This is a genomic window from Winogradskyella sp. PG-2 (genome assembly GCF_000828715.1).
GTDB lineage: Bacteria > Bacteroidota > Bacteroidia > Flavobacteriales > Flavobacteriaceae > Winogradskyella.
On the sequence record NZ_AP014583.1, the window covers coordinates 3,470,612 to 3,489,335 of the forward strand.

Genomic DNA, 18,724 nt, shown 5'->3' on the forward strand with positions numbered 1-18,724 from the left:
CCATTATTCCATAAATAGTTAGGGCCATCAGTAGCAGTTAAAGTTGCAGATTCATTTTCGCATATAACTTGATCTGCACCTGCATCAGCTGTAGGTAATATGTTAAAAAAAAACCTAAAGAGAATCTATCTATGGCAACAACATCACCAGAAGCTCCATTATCACTATAATAAGTAATTGTAAATGTATAAGTTCCTTCTACAACAGTATAAGGTTCAAAATCTAAATCAACATGTCCACCTGGAAGACCAGCATACAAAGGGAAGCTTTCAATCCATGTTCCATTTTCAGGACCAGTCCATGTAATTTTAACGCTTTCCACATCTGGGTTATCATCACCACCTTCTGGAATACTTCTAAAATTAATTTGATCTCCTTCATCAGTTAAATTGATTGATGCATCACCTTCTATATTTTGAATTAAAATATCTGTATCTGCATTGTAAAGAAAATATGTACCGTAGAAATTATCAATCACATTAACTGTAACACTTTGAGTAATACCTCCATCATTTACTATAAAAGAAATATCTGCTTGTCCCTCATTAACTGAACTTATTAAACCACTTTCACTAACTGTAACAATAAACTCATCACTACTCGTCCATGTCCCAGACACATCAGATGTATTAGCAGGAAAAAACTCTGTAGTTAATTGTAAATGCTCACCTAAATCTAAAATAGGTGCACTAGGTGTAATAGTTACTGATTCTAATGGGATTATAATATTTGTAACTGTGATAATAGCTTCATCTGTAAAACCTCCATCATTTGTAGTAAATGTAATAGTCGCTTCACCTTCAGAAATTGAACTAACTGTTCCATCAGAACTTACAGTTGCAACAGCCTCATTATTTGATGACCATACTCCATTAGTATTTGTTGCATCTTCCGGGAAAAATGTTCTATTAAGAGTTTGTATCTCAGGAACATTTAAAGTTGCTGTTTCTGGTGAAATTTCCACAGATTCTACAGCTATACTAACTATACTATTTGAATCAACCTGATTAAGATATTCTTCTAACCATGTGTAACCGCTAGGCGCAATACTATTATGATCCTCACCATTGGGAACATTTGCATTATACCATGCCTCAGGAATATGTAAGTTGTTTATATAAAAATTTGAAGGTCTTGATCGGGATACTATTGCAGGAACTACATATTGAGATATAGGTAGTTTGGTTAAAAAATTCCCTGCATTAACCTGGCTAATCCAATTTGCATCTAATATATCTCTGTTATCACTTACATTACCATCCTCATTCAATCTGGCATTACATCCTGCATTATCAGGTATCAAAATTCGAGATTCATCTCCTGTAAGTAATGGCACTGACCTACCTAATAATTGGTGTTGATCGTCTGTAAAGTAATTATATGGTAATTGGTCTCCATAGTTGTATCCTCCACCGTCTAAAAAGAATTTCCAAGTTAATTTATTATTGGCATTGATATTAGAAACAGTATTGGATAAGTTATTGTTACTAATATTTGCAGCTACTATGAGATTATCTGATGTGAAAATTTGAGGTATTGTTCCAAATCTAAATACATTCAAACTCTTATCTTGTAACAGTGTATTTCCGTAATTATAATAATTGCCGATATGATTTAAATCGAAACTACCATTACCTCTAATTAATCTTCCATCTGAATTCCATACAACATTATTAATTATATCAATTCTAGCATTATCACCAGATATATTAGGAAATCTATATCCAGAATTGTAAAATAAATTAGAAATAAAAGATATTGTAGGTGGTGTTCCTGATGTACCAGATTGCTTACCAATTATAGAGCCTTTAATACTTTCCGCAAAAAAACAATTCTGTATTGTAACATTATTTACTTCATCCCCATTTCCAGTACTATACCAACTCGCACATTCATCAGCACCAAATGCAAAACTACAATGATCAAATATCTGGTTTGTAATACTTGAAACAGCTGAGAAAGAATCGTTACCCAAATTATCATTAGCATTTGGATTGGTATCTGCTGTTACGCCACCCTTAAATCTAATATGCCTTACAATAATGTTGCTAGCATTATGCAAGTAAAATCTATCACCTGCAATCGTTATACCTCCTTCTGGGGCCGTTTGACCAGCAATGGTTAGATCATTATTTGTATTATTAATATAAAGTAGCGATGATAAATTGATAACACCACTTACATCAAATACAATGGTTCTAGGTACTGTCATAGTAACAGCCTCTCTAAAACTACCTGGTCCGCTATTATTTAAATTAGTTACATGAACAACTACACCACCTCTACCACCTGAAGCATAAGCGCCAGCTCCATAAGCACTAGGAAATGCTAACTGTTGAGCTAAAATAACCTGGCAGGAGAAAATTATAATAAAAATGCATAATACTTTTTTCAAAGCATTAGTAGGTTTGCTGTAGGTTGTCATAAGGGCTAAAAAAGTTATGAGTGACTTGGGTTACTCATTTTTTATTTCAGGTGTCTAAACTAGAGAATAATTTCATAAATAAAAGACTAAAACCATAATTATTCGATTAAAAGATTTAATTTGTAAGAAATTTACCATTTATACAAACTAGATGTCTCTATTTCTATTTATATACGATAATAAGGCATATGTTGGATGCTGAGTCTTGAAATTATTTAGTTAAATTCTCAATTAAATATAACCATGACTTTTGGATTATTTAAAAATCAATGTATTAACTAAATAATAATTATAAAGAAATATTAGGAAAACAACGGTAATTTTATCTTATTAACTTAAAAATATACTTTTATTGAGTTCTTTTGTACATATTTGCTCTCAAATTATTTAACCCAAATCATTATTTTGTCAGTTTAATTATATCTGACAAAATATAAATATGTACTAAACCTTTATTGGTTTATTAAAAACGTCAATAATCTACAATGCCATTCTTTGATATAAAAGCTATCATAAGTAAGATTAAAGTTGCCTTAAGTAATCCATTAATAAAAAGTATGGTTACGGTTGCAGCCATTACCTTTTTTGTTAAGGCACTTGCTTTTTATAAAGAAACAATTATTGCAAGTACTTTTGGATTATCTGAAGTATTGGATACATTTTTGGTAGCTATACTGGTACCTACATTTGTTCAAAGTGTATTTTTAAATTCTTTAAAGCATTTATTTATTCCCAACTATATTACTGAACTCAAGAATAATGGTAATAGGTCAAGTTTCCAATCTGTAATTTTTTTAATGACATTGGGAGTTTCAATTCTTTCAATTATTCTTGCTTTTTTGTTTATCGATCTTTTCTTAGACAGTGTATATCCAGGTCATTCAGAAAGCTATTATCAACTTGTAAAAAAACAATTATACATTATTCTACCTTGTCTTGTTTTTTGGGGATTTTCTTCTGTTATAGCAGGTCTAATGGAAATTGAAGACCGATTTTTTATAGCCAACATATCACAACTATTCCCTTTAGTAACAATGCTACTCTTTTTATTCTTTTTAAAAGAAGAATTAGGAAATTTAGTCTTAGCATATGGAACCTTAGCCGGCAGTATTATTGGATTCACTTTCCTAGTAGTAATTTCTATAAATAATAGAGATTTATCTTTAAGCAGACCATCTATGAATACAAATTCTAAGATGATGTTAAAACAACTCCCGCCAAAAATTACATCTAGCTTTTTATCTAGCATGAATAGTTTTATAGATCAATTTTTTGCTGGACAATTAATCGTTGGTTCTATTGCTGCATTAAATTATGGCAATAGAATTCCTGCATTTGGAGTAACCATAGTTATTATGGCAATAGGTAGTGTTTTGTTACCGCACTTTTCTAGACTTGTTAATGAGGATTTAAAATCTGCTTATCATTATCTTTTTAAAGTCTTAAAATTAGTTGTGACTATTGGTATAATTGTTATAATCATTGGAATTTTCTTTTCGGATTGGATTGTTCAAATGTGGTTAGAACGAAATGAGTTTACTCATCAAGATACTATTAAAGTTTCTACAATACAGAAAATTTTACTTGCTAATGTGCCTTTTTATTTATGCACATTAATTATTGTAAAGTTCTTAACTAGTATTAATAAAAATAGATTTATGGCAAAAATTTCTTTTGTAAACCTTGTCGTAAATATTATATTGAATATTATTCTTATTAAAGAATATGGAGTTTTTGGTTTAGCCTTAAGTACAACTTTAGTCTTAATAATTAGTAGTTGTTTTTACTTTGGTTTCACTTATAGACAGTATAAAAAATTGAGTACATGAAGGTAGATTTTATAATTTCAACTTTAGGAGGTGGTGGAGCTGAACGTGTTCTTACACTTATGGTAAATAGCTTAGCTAAAAATCCTAATAATCAGATATCTGTTATTACACTTTTTGAAGGTAAAGAAAAGTATGAGCTAAATCCTGCCATAAATAAAGTAAAACTAAAGCGTGTTCAACATTTGCCAAGCCATACACTAAGGAGTGTTATTAATTTATCAAGATATTATAAAACTAAGTCTAACAGACCAGATGTAATTGTATCCTTTATAACCTTAACAAACCTTATCACTATTATAGTAGCTAAGCTTTTTTCTATAAAAATTATTGCGCAAGAACATAATTCTCACTTAAGATTTATGAAAGGTCGCAAACGCATTACTAATTTCACTAAAAAATATATCTATAAAAAGGCAGATGTCATTACTGTCTTAACATCATTTGACATAGATTATTATGAAAATTATGGTGCTAATGTATATGTAATGCCAAATCCTTGCAGTTTTACACCAATTGCGGATAACTCTCACTATAGAAAAAAGACCATATTGGCCGTAGGCAATTTAGATCGATATAATCATAAAGGACTTGATAATTTAATTGAGCTAATGGTACCCATATTTAATGAGCATCCTAATTGGGAATTGAAAATTGCTGGTGCTGGTGAAAAAGGTTTAAAACACTTAACTAAGTTAGCTGAAGAGAATAATATTTTGGATAAAATTGTATTTACGGGTTTTATTACGAATGTTTCTGAAGTTATGAATCAATCCTCTATTTTTATACTTTCATCTAGATTTGAAGGTTTGCCTATGGTATTATTAGAAGCTATGTCCCAAGGTATGGCATGTATTGCTTATGATTGTAAAACTGGTCCTTCTGATATTATTGAAAACAATAAAAATGGCTTACTCATTGAAGATCAAAATATGTTAAAAATGCAAAATGGTTTGAGAGAACTTTTAAGCAGTAAGGGGTTACGAAAAGAATTATCTGAAGAAGGTATAAAATCACTTGACAAATATAATATTGACAACGTAACTAAACGTTATGAAGCTCTATTTAATAAAATAGCGAATATCTAATGAACAAGCTAATTGTTTCAATATGCTTTTATTTCCCAGTTGTAAGTAGTTGCTTAAACTTACAAGGTACTGTATCTAAATTTGTCTCACCTGTGTATGCACAAATAATAGCTTATTTTAACCTTTTATTGATTTTCTTAGGTATATTTTTATTTCGAAACCAAGTAAAACACTTATCTAGAACTAACAAATTATGGTTTATATTCTACATGTTATACTATGGTTTTGGATTACTTGGAATAGGAGTTTCTGGGTTTAGCACATCAATAATAGCAACCTTAGTTCCTGTTGTTTATTTTGTTGGGTTTTATTTCTTTTTTAGTGATAGAAATCAGTTCAGAACCTACTTTAAGATCATTACAATCTGTTTTGTTATATCCTCTTTCCTAACCATCATTTTGATTAAGCTAAACATTAATGTATATACAGGTGAAGAACATGGTTGGGCGATGGATCGTGCTGGTGGAATTACTGGAGATGCAAATGCCGCTGCACATACCAGTATTTTTGCATTTATATTTTTAAATCAACTATTTAAACCATCAAAATTCATATTTAAATTACTCAAAATTGCAATGTTACTTACTATTTTTTATAGTCTAATTTTAACATTTTCTACAACTGGTTTATTTGTTTTTACAATTGTATTCACTTTAATGAATTACAAATTATTTACAGGTATTAAGCTATTTATTTTTGCAAGTATTATCCCATTATTCTATATAGGAATTTTTGCAATCAAATCAAAAATTCATGAATTAGGTTTATCTGTGGCACAAACTGATAAGGTTTCAAATATTATTAATTTACTGACTTTAAATTTTGATGAAGTTGACAGTTCTGGTAGAGGAAATTTAATAGAAAAATCTCTTCACTACATTTTTGAGAAGCCTTTTATAGGAAATGGTGTAGATTTTTCAGTGTCTAAGTTGGTGCACAACACTTACGTAGGAATATGGGTCGACGCAGGCATTTTTACATTTTTGTTCTTTATTTTTATGCTATTCTGCTATATGTTCAGATCATTTACTTTACATCCTAACATACGCTTTTTTACAATTTCAATATTGTTTGTTCTTTTTATTTTTATGATTAGCCTTCAGAGTGTTATAAATCAACCATACTTGATTGTTTTATTTGTTTTTGCTGGCTATTTAATAGATCATAATAGAGTTGATAAAGGTTATTCCAATATTTTTCAAGAATCAGAAGATTAGCTAATCTCCATTAGAGTCTGATATTTGTTTACTAATTTTAAATAATTACTTGAGTTAAATATAATTTCACATATTTGCATTAATAGATTGTATCAAAAAAAAATGAATATCAATGATTAATACACTTTCAGAATACAAACATTATTTAGAAAGAGATAAAATAGCTCTTGGAATCGGTGAAGTGTCTTTTTTAGGAAATATTATTGGATTCTTATCACCAAACTTAATTTGGAAATTTCAAAAGACATTAAGGAAACTTGAGTATTATACTAATTGTAAAAATAAAGGCTTTTACAAAATCTATATTATGTATTTAAAGCTTAAGTTTAAGAAAATATCTTTAAAGCTGGGGTTTTCAATACCAATTAATGTATTTGGTCCAGGTTTAGCAATTGTTCATTATGGTACTATAGTAGTTAATAGTGCAACTCGTGTAGGCGAAAATTGTAGAATGCATGCATGTGTAAATATTGGAGCTTCAGGTGGAGAAAAAGAAGCTCCTCAATTAGGTGATAATATTTATATTGCTCCAGGCGCAAAAATTTATGGTAATATCAGTGTAGCAAATAATACCGCTATTGGTGCAAATGCTGTTGTTCACAAAACATCTGAAGAAAAAGGCGTTCTTTTAGCTGGAAACCCTGCAATAAAGATAAAAGAAATAGATATAAAGAGAATTATCAAGCATCTGTGATAGTTTATAGAAAAACTGAAGATTGTATCTACATGATAATCAGTTTAATCTTACTGTTTTAAATCATTTTAGATGTTATTTATACTTATTATTATACATTTTATAGAAAAATTTTGATTTTTCGGATAAGTTAACACATATTTACGCTCGAAATCATACCAAATCATGATTTCAACCCAAATTAAATTGAATTATGCTCATCAACCTACTAATCCTATTTGGACTAATTACGTCTATTTTTTATTTATATTGGTATTCATTTAAAGCCATTAAAAATGAGTATTTGATAAACTCTATGTTTATCTGTAATTCTTCTAATTGGCAGAAGATTAATTGCATTTAAGTTAATTCAAATGAATTATTATTCATCATGTTATTAAGCAATAATGTAAACTTTAACTGAAGTCCCAATGAAAACTCATAGTAAAATAAAGATTATCTTTCTACTTCCTTCACTTGTTGCTGGTGGTGCTGAGCGTGTCATTTCTTTTGTAGCTCAAAGCATAGATAAGGACAAGTTTGATACTATTTTATTAGTTGCAGGTTTCGAAAAAGACTCAGCTTATGACGTGAGTAATGTTAATGTAGTTTACTTAAACAAACCAAGAATATTAACAGCTTTACCTTCAATAATTAAATATATCATAAAGCAAAAACCTGAAGTTGTTGTAAGCTCTATTTCTCACGTAAATACTGCGATGTCAATGATTTCACCTCTTTTTAAAAATACAAAATTTATAGGTCGAGAAGCTACAGTTTTAAGCAAACGTAAAAACGAAGAGAAATCAAGAAAATGGTCTCCTGCTTATTTTTTACCGAATGGGTTTAAAAATTTAGACATGCTTATTTGTCAATCTCAAGACATGGCTGAAGATATGGTTTCAAATTTTGAAGTCCCAAAAGACAAGGTGTGTGTAATAAACAATCCTATTTCTAAATTACCCCCAGTTAAACAGAAAACTGATTTTGGTGAAATTAAAAAGTATATAACTGTAGGAAGACTTACAGAAGTAAAAGGCCATATTAGAATTCTAGAAATGCTTTCCATGCTAAAAACGCCATTTGAATATACTATTATTGGTGATGGCAGTTTAAAAGATAAAATCTTTGAAAAGGCAAAGGAATTAAAGCTAGATAGCAGTATAACACACATCCCTTTTACGAATAAAGTAAATGATTATATTGCCAAAAATGATATGTTCTTGCAAGGTTCTTATGTAGAGGGTTTTCCAAATGCACTTCTTGAAAGTTGTGTGGTTGGCACACCAGTAATAGCCTTTAACGCACCTGGTGGAACTAAAGAAATTGTAGAAAATGGTATTAATGGTTTTTTAGTAGATAATAAGGATGAATTTTTGAAAAGACTCAACGAGAATAGAACATGGAACCCTAAAAAGGTTAGTGACTCAGTATATCAAAAATTTAATAAAGAAAGGATTTTACAACAGTATGAGACTTTATTCTTTAATGTTTTAAATAAAAGTGCTTAAGTGAATAATACTAAACAAAATATTACCATACTTTGTATTTCCCTTGGAAGCGGCGGAGCTGAAAAGGTTGTAAGCCTCTTATTAAAGTCACTCAAAAGCGATTATAATGTTAATTTAGTACTGTTCTACAACGCTATACATTTTCCAATACCAAAAGAAGTTAATATCGTTTTTCTATCAGATAAGGGTCCTGATAGACCATTTTATTTAAAAGCCATCGATACTATAAGGTTTATCTTTAAATATAAACGCTTTGTAAAACGAGAAAAGATTAGTATTTCTATCTCTTTCTTAGCTTTTCCTAACCTAATAAACGGAATTATTGCAACATTTAATAGATCTATCAAGACTATAATTAGTGAGCGTGGTTTTCCGTCAGATAACGTTTCAAGTAAATTGTCACTTTATATATCAAAACTATTTTATCCTATTTTTTATAATAGATGTGATAAATTGTTTTCTAACTCAGTACATATAAATAGAGATTTAAAGGACAATTTCGGGATTAAAATTCCGATGGAAGTTATTTACAATCCTATTGAACTACCAGAAAATATAATAGTTTCAAAAGATTTAAATACAAGAGTAAAATCCCTCAATATAATTACAGCTGGAACATTAAACGTTCGAAAAAATCAGATTATGATTATTAGAGCTTTAAATGAAGCCAAAACTGATGATAAGCTTACGATTTTAGGTGGTGGAAATTTGCATGACTATTTATTTGAAGAAACCAAAAAATTTAAGCTTGAAGAGAACGTAAACCTGGCAGGAAAAGTTAAAAACGTAAATGAGTATTTACTTAATAACAATTGTTTTGTTTTATCATCTTTTACTGAAGGGTTTCCAAATGCTTTATTAGAAGCTATGGCAATTGGCTTACCTTGTGTATCAACAAATTGTTTATCCGGACCATTAGAGTTACTAAACGAAAATGAAACTGTAAATATTAAAAATGGTGAATTCTATATTGGTAAATATGGGCTCCTAGTAAATAATGATGATCATATAGGATTAAGCAAAGCTTTTGAGTTTTATAGAAATAATCCAGAAAATAGAGAAAAATATAGTGCATTGAGTTTAGCTAGAGCTAAGGAATATCATTTAGATAGTATATATTCTAATTTCAATACATTTATACAGAATTAATAAGATAAGCAGACATGTGTGGAATTAATGGCATTATAGCCAAGACCAACCGAGATAAGACTGAAGTAAGCTCCATTCTTAATACAATGAATGATCTTATCATTCACAGAGGACCAGATGAAGATGGATTATTTTCTGAAGAAAATGATGCCTTTTCTGTCGGTATGGGAATGAGAAGATTATCAATTATTGATTTATCTTCTGGTAAGCAACCTATATTCTCTGATGATAAGCAGATTGTTATTGTCTTTAATGGTGAAATTTACAACTATAGAATTCTTAAAGCGAAATTAGAAGCCGAAGGTGTAAATTTCAACACTTCTAGTGATACTGAAGTAATTCTTAAAGCCTACGAAAAATATGGTGTTGAATCTTTTCAGTGGTTAGATGGTATGTATGGTTTTAGCATATATGATAAAAACATAAATAAACTCTTTATTGCAAGAGACTTTTTTGGTGAAAAACCATTGTATTATTCGCATACTGACAAGGAATTTATTTGGGCATCAGAATTAAAATCAATTATAAATACTATTGATTTTACTCCCAACATTTCAAAAAAAGGTTTAAATCTTTATTTCAGATTAACTTACATTCCTGCTCCACATACCATATATGACAACATTTTTAAACTAGAAGCTAATCATTACATAGAATATGATTTAGCATCGCATAATACTAAAATTCATAAAATTAATGCTGAGCCAAAGCCAAAGGCTATTAATATATCATTTGAAGATGCTAAAGCAAAAACAAAAGATTTAGTCTATAATAGTGTTGATAGTAGATCTATCGCAGATGTTGGTTTAGGTACTTTTTTATCTGGAGGTGTAGACTCGTCAATTATTTCATTGTGTTTAGCTCAATCTACAGACAAAAAGATTGATACATTCTCTATAGGTTTTAAAAAAGCGTCCTATGATGAGACAGATAAATCTAGAGTTGTTGCGGAAATGGTAAATAGTAATCATCACGAATTTATTATAGATGAAGATGATTTAAAAAATAATATTCACGAGATTTTAGTCAATTTTGATGAGCCGTTTTCAGATACTGCAGCTCTTCCTACTCACCTATTATCAGAAAAAACTAGAGAGCACGTTACCGTTGCACTTACTGGAGATGGTGGAGATGAGGTTTTTGGTGGTTACAACAAGTATTATATTGGTAAAATGAATAAAAGGTACACAAGTATAGTACCTAAAGGACTTCATAAAGCTATTGCTAATTTAAGTAACAAGTATTTGATTGATAAAGATGATAAGCGTGGTAGAAAATTTCAAATTAATAAGTTATTAAATGCCATTAATTATAATGGAGATTTCTATTGGGATATTATATCACTAGCCAATACTAGTAATCAGATATCAGAAATTATATCACCAGACTATTATGAAGCTAATTTGTTTAAGGATTATAAAGATGTTCTAGGCAATAATAAAATTGAAAGCTTAACAGATTTTAGGCTTGTAGATAAAATTTTAAGTTTAGAAGGAGGAATGCTTGCAAAAGTTGATAGAACCAGTATGATGACATCTTTAGAATGTAGAGCTCCATTTCTTAATAGAGACTTATGGGAGTTTACCAATACATTGCCAGAGAAATACTTAATGAAAGGTTGGAACAAAAAACATATTTTAAAAGAAGCCTTTAGAGATCAGTTTCCTGATGAGTTTTTAGAAAAAGGCAAAAGTGGATTTGGTTCACCAACAGGAGATTGGTTAAGACAAAGTTTGCGAAAAGAATTAGAAAGCTATATAGAACCAGATATGCTTAAATCACAGGGCATATTTAATGTAGATTTTGTCACCAAATTGGTTAAAGATCATTTGGATAGTAAAAAAGATAGCACATTTAGAGTGTGGTCTTACTATTGTTTCCAAAAGTGGTATAAATATAATTTCTTAAAGCAAAACTAAAAGCGAGATGGATAATAAAAGAGTATTATTAATAGCATCTTTTGCTGGATCTCTAATTAGATTTAGAGGGGATTTCATAAAAAGTTTAATCGCAGACGGATTTGATGTATTTACAGCTGCTCCCACCTATACAGATTCATATCGTCAACAAATTAGTGATATGGGAGCGACACCTATTGAATTTAATTTGCAACGTACCGGTCTAAATCCTATAAAGGATCTTAAATCAATTCTAGAGTTAAAATCTATTATAAAAGAAAATAAAATTGACTTAGTTTTTCCATATACTGTAAAGCCAGTTATTTATGGCTCTATAGCAGCAAATATGACAAAAACACCTGTTATTTCCTTAATCACAGGGTTAGGATATACTTTTACTGGATTAACCGCGAAGGCAAGAAACTTACAACGTTTTAACGAGACACTTTATAAACTAGCAATTAGAAAAAATAAGGTTATCGTATTTCAAAATAGAGATGATTATCAATTATTCTTAGATAGAAAAGTTATCTCTGAAAATCAACGCGTAGATTTTGTAAGTGGATCTGGTATTAATCTTAATCAATTTAAATTTAAAGAGAAGAATGCCACAGAGAAAGTTAGCTTTCTTCTTGTTGCTAGATTGATTAAAGAAAAAGGAATTGCTTTATATATGGAAGCTGCAAAAATACTGAAAGCTAAATATCCAAAAGCAGAATTTCACTTAATAGGAGCGCCAGAAACATCACCTTCTGCTATTAGTGAAGATGAGCTCAAAGAATTACATAGTGAGGGAGTTATTGTATTTCATGGTAAACAAAGAAATATTGAAGAGCACCTTCATAATAGAGATATTTTTGTTTTACCAAGCTACTATAGAGAAGGTTTACCGAGAACTACTCTTGAAGCTTGCGCATGCGGAAACCCAATAATAACAACAGATTCTGTTGGTTGTAGAGAATCTGTAAAAGATGGCATCAATGGCTTCTTAATAGAACCTCAAAATCTTGAAGCTTTAGTAAAGCCTATGAAGTACTTTATTACTAACCCAAATAAAATTAAAGAAATGGGAATAAACAGTAGAAAGTATGCCGAAGAACGATTTGATGTCGATATTATAAATAAAGACTTGATTAATTTAATCAATAGTGTCCTAAATTAATTTTAAAAAAACCTATAACAATTAATATTATGAAATTTTATTCAACATTTATAAAACGTCTATTTGACTTTTTAGCAGCTTTAGTGGGGTTGATAATTGTTTCACCTCTATTGTTAACTTTAATTATCATTTTAACCATATCTAATAACGGTAAGCCTTTCTTTTATCAAACAAGAACAGGTAAAAACAGAAAACTGTTTACTATTATTAAGTTTAAAACTATGAATGATAAAACTGATGAAAACGGTGAACTTTTACCAGTTAAATATCGTATTACTAAAACTGGAGATTTTTGTAGAAAATATTCACTAGATGAAATTCCTCAACTAATAAATATCTTAAAAGGTGATATGAGTTTAGTAGGTCCTCGCCCACTCTTACCAAAATACTTAGACCTTTACAGCGAAAGACAAAATAGAAGACATGAAGTAACACCTGGTATTTCAGGTTGGGCTCAGGTTAATGGTAGAAATGCCATAAGTTGGGAGCAAAAATTTGAATACGATGTCTATTATGTAGATAATCAATCATTTATGCTAGACTTAAAAATCATTTTCATGACTATAGATAAAGTTATAAGCAGAAAAGATGTTTATTATTCTGATACTGACGATATGCCAGTATTTACAGGCTCTAATGACTAAATCAAGTTAATTAAATTAGAGAAAAATTATATTATAAGATGTGCATCTCTTTGTAGGATTCTATAAAGAACTGAGGCATGTGTTCTCTATTTGGATATAAATAGGCATTACTATGAATATTTAAGCCATTGTCAATTAATCCTACAGTCTTCCAACCTAATGCATTAGGTGAGATAAAATCTTTCTTAATATTATCTGCAATATAATAATAGACTTTACCAGATAAAGTGCTTTCAATAGTCTTATAATTGACTTCGTTTGGTTTTTCAGAGCCTAAAGCTTCAGAAATTACGATGTGATCAAAAAGATGCTCTATTCCTAAAGATTTGAGTTTAGCAGATTGGGTTTTTACTCGTCCATCTGTAATAATTCCTAGTTTACCTTGCTTAGCTTTTATGGAATTCATAATATCTAACACACCATCAAATAACTGAATATCAGGATTATGATTCCTATACATTTCTACAAGTGAAGTAACTTCAGTATTATATTTTGTTGCTAAATATTTGAAAACATTTTCATTAGATCTGTACAATGAAAACATAATCGAGTACAAAGTTTTCCAGTTATTTTGTTCTAAATTTTTTGCGATAAAACGGTAAGCAGATTTAAGATAATCTAATTCATTGTAAAGAGTATCATCTAAATCAAAAACTATAACTGTGTGGCGATTAATCTTTATATCCATGTACTAAAACTTCATCGTCATATCTAATCATTAATAAATCACTCTCCCAAATATCAAATTTATAATCAATAGTTTTATTAAGCATATATTCTTCGATGATCCATTTAGGAAAATTACCTTTTGCTAAATAAGTTAAAGGGAAGCCACCACCAAATCTTGGATTTATTTCTATACCAATAATTTTAGTAATGTCTTCTTTGTGCATAAAAAACTGAACTGTAAGGCAACCTGCAGCTCCATCAATATTATTTAAATGCTTTCTTATATATTTTACTAGAGCATTATTTTTTGTAACGGCCTTATATACCTCACCATCTCTAACTTCTATACGTTTTCGAGGAACAGCACACAATAATTCATTAGATTTTGAAAAATACAAATCACAGGTAAATTCATCAAATTCATTTTGATTGATGTACTCTAAAAACATTAATTTTTCATTACTTCTGTGATAATTAGAAATCTCATTTTCATTAGTAATTATATAAGTGTCTATACTTCTACTACCATCAATAGGCTTAATGAAAATTGGGAGTTGATAATTATCTTTAGAATATTCCATTGCTACATTAACACCTTTAGATTCAAAAAATTTATGAATTTCTCTCTTATCTCTGCACTTTTTAATAAACTCTAATGAAGATACTAAAATAGTTATACCACTTTCTTCAAAGCGAGATTTATGACTAGCAAGTTGGTAAAGTTCTGTATCTATTGTAGGAATAATTAAAGATATATCATTTTGTTTACATATTTCTATAAGAGAATTCATGTATACAGACTCGTCTAATCTAGGTACTTCAAAAAAATTGTCAGCTATTTGGCAAGCAGCGGAAAGCATAGGATTAGAATCCGAAGCAAACACTTTTGCATTTGGATATACTTTTTTCAACTCTCTTTGGAAAGATCTAATCAGAGAGACTCTCCTACCAGCTGAAGTAATTAGTATGTTCATTTTTTAGTTAAGGGCTTAACGTTGTTAGCAATAATTTGACAAATATAACACCTCAAGATAACAAGATAGGATTATGCCTTTAAACGGTAAATTAATCAGGTCAAGATATATAATGGACATTGCAAATAACTAGCTTTTATTTTTAGAAAACAAATTACTTGATTTATCAATACAATTTCATACATTATTTTCTTTAGCTTTAATATAATGAAATATGACATAATTAACAAAATGACCTAGGAATAACAAAAGCCCACTAAAACAATTACTACAATTTTTTTATCAATATTTAATTGTTTAAATCTCTATATAACTATGAGTTAACAACGTAAATATATGCTTTTTATCGTCTTTCTTTGGGCAGTTTCATTTTATTGGTGCATATTTAACCGATTTTTAAATCGTGTCCCAAATCCCTCTACGACATGAAATTGAAAAAGTAATGTAATATTACTTAACAATTTATGCCTATGAATCCTAAAATATGGTTGTCATCACCTCATATGAGTGGGGTTGAACAAACTTACATTAAAGAAGCCTTCGATACTAATTGGATTGCCCCATTAGGACCTAATGTTAATGGTTTCGAATCTGATTTACAATCTTATCTAAACGAAGATAGACATGTTGGTGCATTAGCATCTGGTACTTCGGCATTACACTTAAGCCTTATTATTCTTGGTGTTAGTAATGGTGATGAAGTCATTTGTCAAAGTAAAACATTTTCTGCATCTGCAAATCCAATAATGTATCAAGGAGCTACACCTGTTTTTGTAGATAGTGAAAAAGATACTTGGAATATGTGTCCAATACAATTAGAAATTGCGATTAAAGATAGGATTTCGAAAGGTAAAACACCAAAAGCCATTATTCCAGTTCATTTATACGGAATGCCATACAAGGTTGATGAAATTCATAAAATTGCTAAATCTTATAATATTCCTATTGTTGAAGACAGTGCTGAATCATTAGGAAGTGTTTACAAAGGCCAAAATTGTGGAACATTCGGTGATTTATCAATACTATCTTTTAATGGTAATAAAATAATAACAACATCAGGTGGTGGCGCAATAGTCACTAAAACTAAAGAACATAAAGAGCAAGCTATTTTCTTAGCGACTCAAGCTAGAGATAATGCACCGCATTACCAGCATTCTAGTATTGGGTACAATTATAGAATGTCCAACATCGTAGCAGGAATTGGTCGTGGACAGATGACAATTCTTGATAGTCATGTTGCAAAGCGTCGATCTAACCATGAATTATACAGAAAGACATTTCGCAACATAGATAAGATTTCTTTTTTACTAGAACCAGAAGGTAGTTTTTCTAATCGTTGGTTATCTTGCATACTGCTAGATTCAAAAGAAACAAGAGAGGGCTTAAGGTTAGCATTAGAAAAAGAGAATATTGAATCTAGACCTTTATGGAAACCAATGCATCAACAACCAATATTTAAGTCCGCACCAAGTTATCTTAATGGCGTTTCTGATGATTTATTTAATAGAGGTCTTTGTTTACCTAGTGGATCTAATTTATCTGATATGGAATTAAGTAGAGTAACTTATGCTATAAATACGTATTTTGCATTATGATAGTAAAATTTCTAAATAGAATATCTCAGAAATATGCCTCAAAATGGCTTGTATTACTATTTGATGTCGCCATAATAGTAGCTACATTTTTTTTAGCATACATCATTAGGTTTAATTTCAAAATAGACTTTGAATTTTCAGTTCTATTCAGACAAATCCCTTATGTAATGGTAGCAGCTGCCATTAGTTTAATAGCAGTAGGCTCTTATAAAGGTGTTGTTCGATTTACAGGATTTAAAGATATTATGAATATAGTTATTGGTGCTAATATATTAGCCACCTTACTAATTTGCTGTACTTTTATTAGTAGAAAGATAATAAATGAAGATACTATTTTTGATATCTCCGGATCTATTATATATATACATCTATTACTAAATATTCTATTTTTAATTGGTGCAAAGTTATTTATCAAGTCGGTTTACAATTACATAACTCAAGATTTTAATAGCATTTCTAATGTTTTAATCTTTGGAGCTGGTAATTCTGGAATGTTAACTTATGATGCTATTAAAAACGATACAAAAAATGGATTTGAAGTTGTAGGTTTTGTAGATGATGACGAAAGAAAGATTGGTAAAAAAATAAATCTCTTAAAAGTTTATAATATCACCTCTATTGATGAGAATTTTATAAAAAAGAATGATGTTGAAGATGTTATCATATCAATTCAAAATATTGACCCAACCCGATTATTACAAATCACAGGAAATCTTTTTTCGCTTGGTCTAAAAGTAAAAATTGTCCCTCCAGTTCAAAGTTGGATTGATGGAGATTTAAGTGTTGGTCAAATAAAAGAGGTAAAGATTGAAGACCTTTTAGGTAGAGACCCTATAAACATTAAGAATCCTGACTTAGAAGATCAATATGATAATAAAGTAATTTTAATTACTGGAGCTGCTGGTTCTATTGGTAGTGAAATTTGTAGAAAAGTTAGTCTTTACAACTACAAAAAATTAATTCTAGTTGATAATGCGGAATCTGCGCTTTATGACATCCAACAAGAGTTTAGACAACTAGGTTTAGACAATGTCGATGCTATAGTTGCAGATGTACGTAACAAAACTAGAATCGATCAAATATTTAACCAATATAAACCGAAAATAGTTTTTCATGCCGCAGCATATAAGCATGTACCTTTAATGGAGAACAATCCATACGAAGCAGTTAGTGTAAACATTGGTGGCACGAAGAATGTAGCAGATATATCTGTAAAGCATAGCGTAGACAAGTTTGTATTAATTTCTACAGACAAAGCAGTAAACCCAACTAATGTAATGGGCGCTACCAAACGAATAGCTGAACTTTATGTAACCTGTCTTAAAGGAAAAGGACATACCAAATTCATTACAACTAGATTTGGTAATGTATTAGGTTCTAATGGATCTGTAATTCCATTATTTAAAAAGCAAATTGAAAAAGGCGGTCCATTAACCGTAACACATAAAGAAATTACGCGTTATTTTATGACTATTCCTGAAGCTTGTCAGCTCGTTGTAGAAGCTGCAGCTATGGGTAATGGCGGTGAGATATTTGTATTCGATATGGGTGAGCCGATTAAGATTTTTAACCTTGCAACGAACATGATTATACTTTCAGGTTTAAGATATCCTGAAGATATAGATATAAAAATTTCTGGTTTAAGGCCAGGTGAAAAAATATATGAGGAGCTTTTAGCAGATGGTGAAAACACAAAGAAAACTTATCACGAAAAGATTATGATTGCAAAATCTAGACGCGTAGATATTGAAAGTGTAGAAAGACAGATCAATAAGTTAACTGCTATTAATTCCTTAACTCAACCATTAGAGATTGTATCCTCAATTAAATCATTAATACCGGAGTATATTTCTAATAACTCAACTTACGAAGTTTTAGATAATAAAAAATAAC

14 protein-coding genes are annotated in these 18,724 nt (G+C 29.8%); 11 read left to right on the forward strand and 3 right to left on the reverse strand.

Translation table 11 applies throughout. The annotated features are described in order from the left end of the window. Positions 1-37: 37 nt before the first annotated feature. Complete coding sequence (locus tag WPG_RS17630) at positions 38-2,395, reverse strand: Ig-like domain-containing protein (RefSeq protein ID WP_171817198.1); 2,358 nt, start codon at positions 2,393-2,395, stop codon at positions 38-40. A 515-nt stretch (positions 2,396-2,910) separates the two neighbouring features. Between WPG_RS17630 and murJ the strand changes: the two genes are divergently transcribed. The 9 genes from murJ to WPG_RS15635 all read left to right on the forward strand — a co-directional run bounded on the left by murJ (position 2,911) and on the right by WPG_RS15635 (position 13,593). After that, positions 2,911-4,254: a murein biosynthesis integral membrane protein MurJ gene (murJ, locus tag WPG_RS15595; protein ID WP_045474360.1), complete on the forward strand. Its 1,344-nt coding sequence runs from the start codon at positions 2,911-2,913 to the stop codon at positions 4,252-4,254. Next, on the forward strand, positions 4,251-5,339 hold the full coding sequence (locus WPG_RS15600) for a glycosyltransferase family 4 protein (protein ID WP_045474362.1): 1,089 nt from the start codon (positions 4,251-4,253) through the stop codon (positions 5,337-5,339). Before murJ ends, WPG_RS15600 begins: the two co-directional genes overlap by 4 nt. Beyond that, positions 5,339-6,556 (forward strand): O-antigen ligase family protein, encoded by a 1,218-nt coding sequence (locus WPG_RS15605; protein ID WP_045474366.1) that lies wholly within the window; start codon positions 5,339-5,341, stop codon positions 6,554-6,556. Before WPG_RS15600 ends, WPG_RS15605 begins: the two co-directional genes overlap by 1 nt. 112 nt (positions 6,557-6,668) lie before the next feature. Continuing rightward, positions 6,669-7,250 carry a serine O-acetyltransferase gene (locus tag WPG_RS15610; protein WP_045474368.1) on the forward strand — a complete coding sequence of 194 codons (582 nt, stop codon included), beginning with the start codon at positions 6,669-6,671 and terminating at the stop codon, positions 7,248-7,250. A gap of 410 nt (positions 7,251-7,660) precedes the next feature. Next, entirely contained in the window at positions 7,661-8,740 is a 1,080-nt protein-coding gene (locus WPG_RS15615) for a glycosyltransferase (RefSeq protein ID WP_045474370.1), read from the forward strand. Next, positions 8,741-9,889, forward strand: a complete 1,149-nt coding sequence (locus WPG_RS15620) for a glycosyltransferase (protein ID WP_045474372.1) — start codon at positions 8,741-8,743, stop codon at positions 9,887-9,889. A 14-nt stretch (positions 9,890-9,903) separates the two neighbouring features. After that, positions 9,904-11,808 carry an asparagine synthase (glutamine-hydrolyzing) gene (gene asnB / locus WPG_RS15625; protein ID WP_045474374.1) on the forward strand — a complete coding sequence of 635 codons (1,905 nt, stop codon included), beginning with the start codon at positions 9,904-9,906 and terminating at the stop codon, positions 11,806-11,808. Positions 11,809-11,815: 7 nt separating this feature from the next. Continuing rightward, positions 11,816-12,949 carry a glycosyltransferase family 4 protein gene (locus WPG_RS15630; protein WP_045474376.1) on the forward strand — a complete coding sequence of 378 codons (1,134 nt, stop codon included), beginning with the start codon at positions 11,816-11,818 and terminating at the stop codon, positions 12,947-12,949. A gap of 29 nt (positions 12,950-12,978) precedes the next feature. Next, positions 12,979-13,593 (forward strand): sugar transferase, encoded by a 615-nt coding sequence (locus WPG_RS15635; RefSeq protein WP_045474378.1) that lies wholly within the window; start codon positions 12,979-12,981, stop codon positions 13,591-13,593. A gap of 31 nt (positions 13,594-13,624) precedes the next feature. On the opposite strand, the gene WPG_RS15640 is transcribed toward WPG_RS15635, so the two are convergent. Continuing rightward, positions 13,625-14,281, reverse strand: a complete 657-nt coding sequence (locus WPG_RS15640) for an HAD family hydrolase (protein ID WP_045474381.1) — start codon at positions 14,279-14,281, stop codon at positions 13,625-13,627. After that, on the reverse strand, positions 14,265-15,236 hold the full coding sequence (locus WPG_RS15645) for an ATP-grasp domain-containing protein (RefSeq protein WP_045474384.1): 972 nt from the start codon (positions 15,234-15,236) through the stop codon (positions 14,265-14,267). Before WPG_RS15645 ends, WPG_RS15640 begins: the two co-directional genes overlap by 17 nt. A 470-nt stretch (positions 15,237-15,706) precedes the next feature. Here WPG_RS15645 and WPG_RS15650 point away from each other — a divergent pair, with 470 nt between their 5' ends. Together WPG_RS15650 and WPG_RS15655 are read left to right on the forward strand one after the other, a co-directional pair. Beyond that, positions 15,707-16,831 carry a DegT/DnrJ/EryC1/StrS family aminotransferase gene (locus WPG_RS15650; protein ID WP_045475703.1) on the forward strand — a complete coding sequence of 375 codons (1,125 nt, stop codon included), beginning with the start codon at positions 15,707-15,709 and terminating at the stop codon, positions 16,829-16,831. After that, a complete protein-coding gene (locus WPG_RS15655; RefSeq protein ID WP_045474386.1) occupies positions 16,828-18,723 on the forward strand; it encodes a polysaccharide biosynthesis protein in 1,896 nt (631 codons plus the stop codon). The genes WPG_RS15650 and WPG_RS15655 overlap by 4 nt, the downstream gene beginning before the upstream one ends. The last annotated feature ends 1 nt before the right edge of the window (position 18,724 follow it).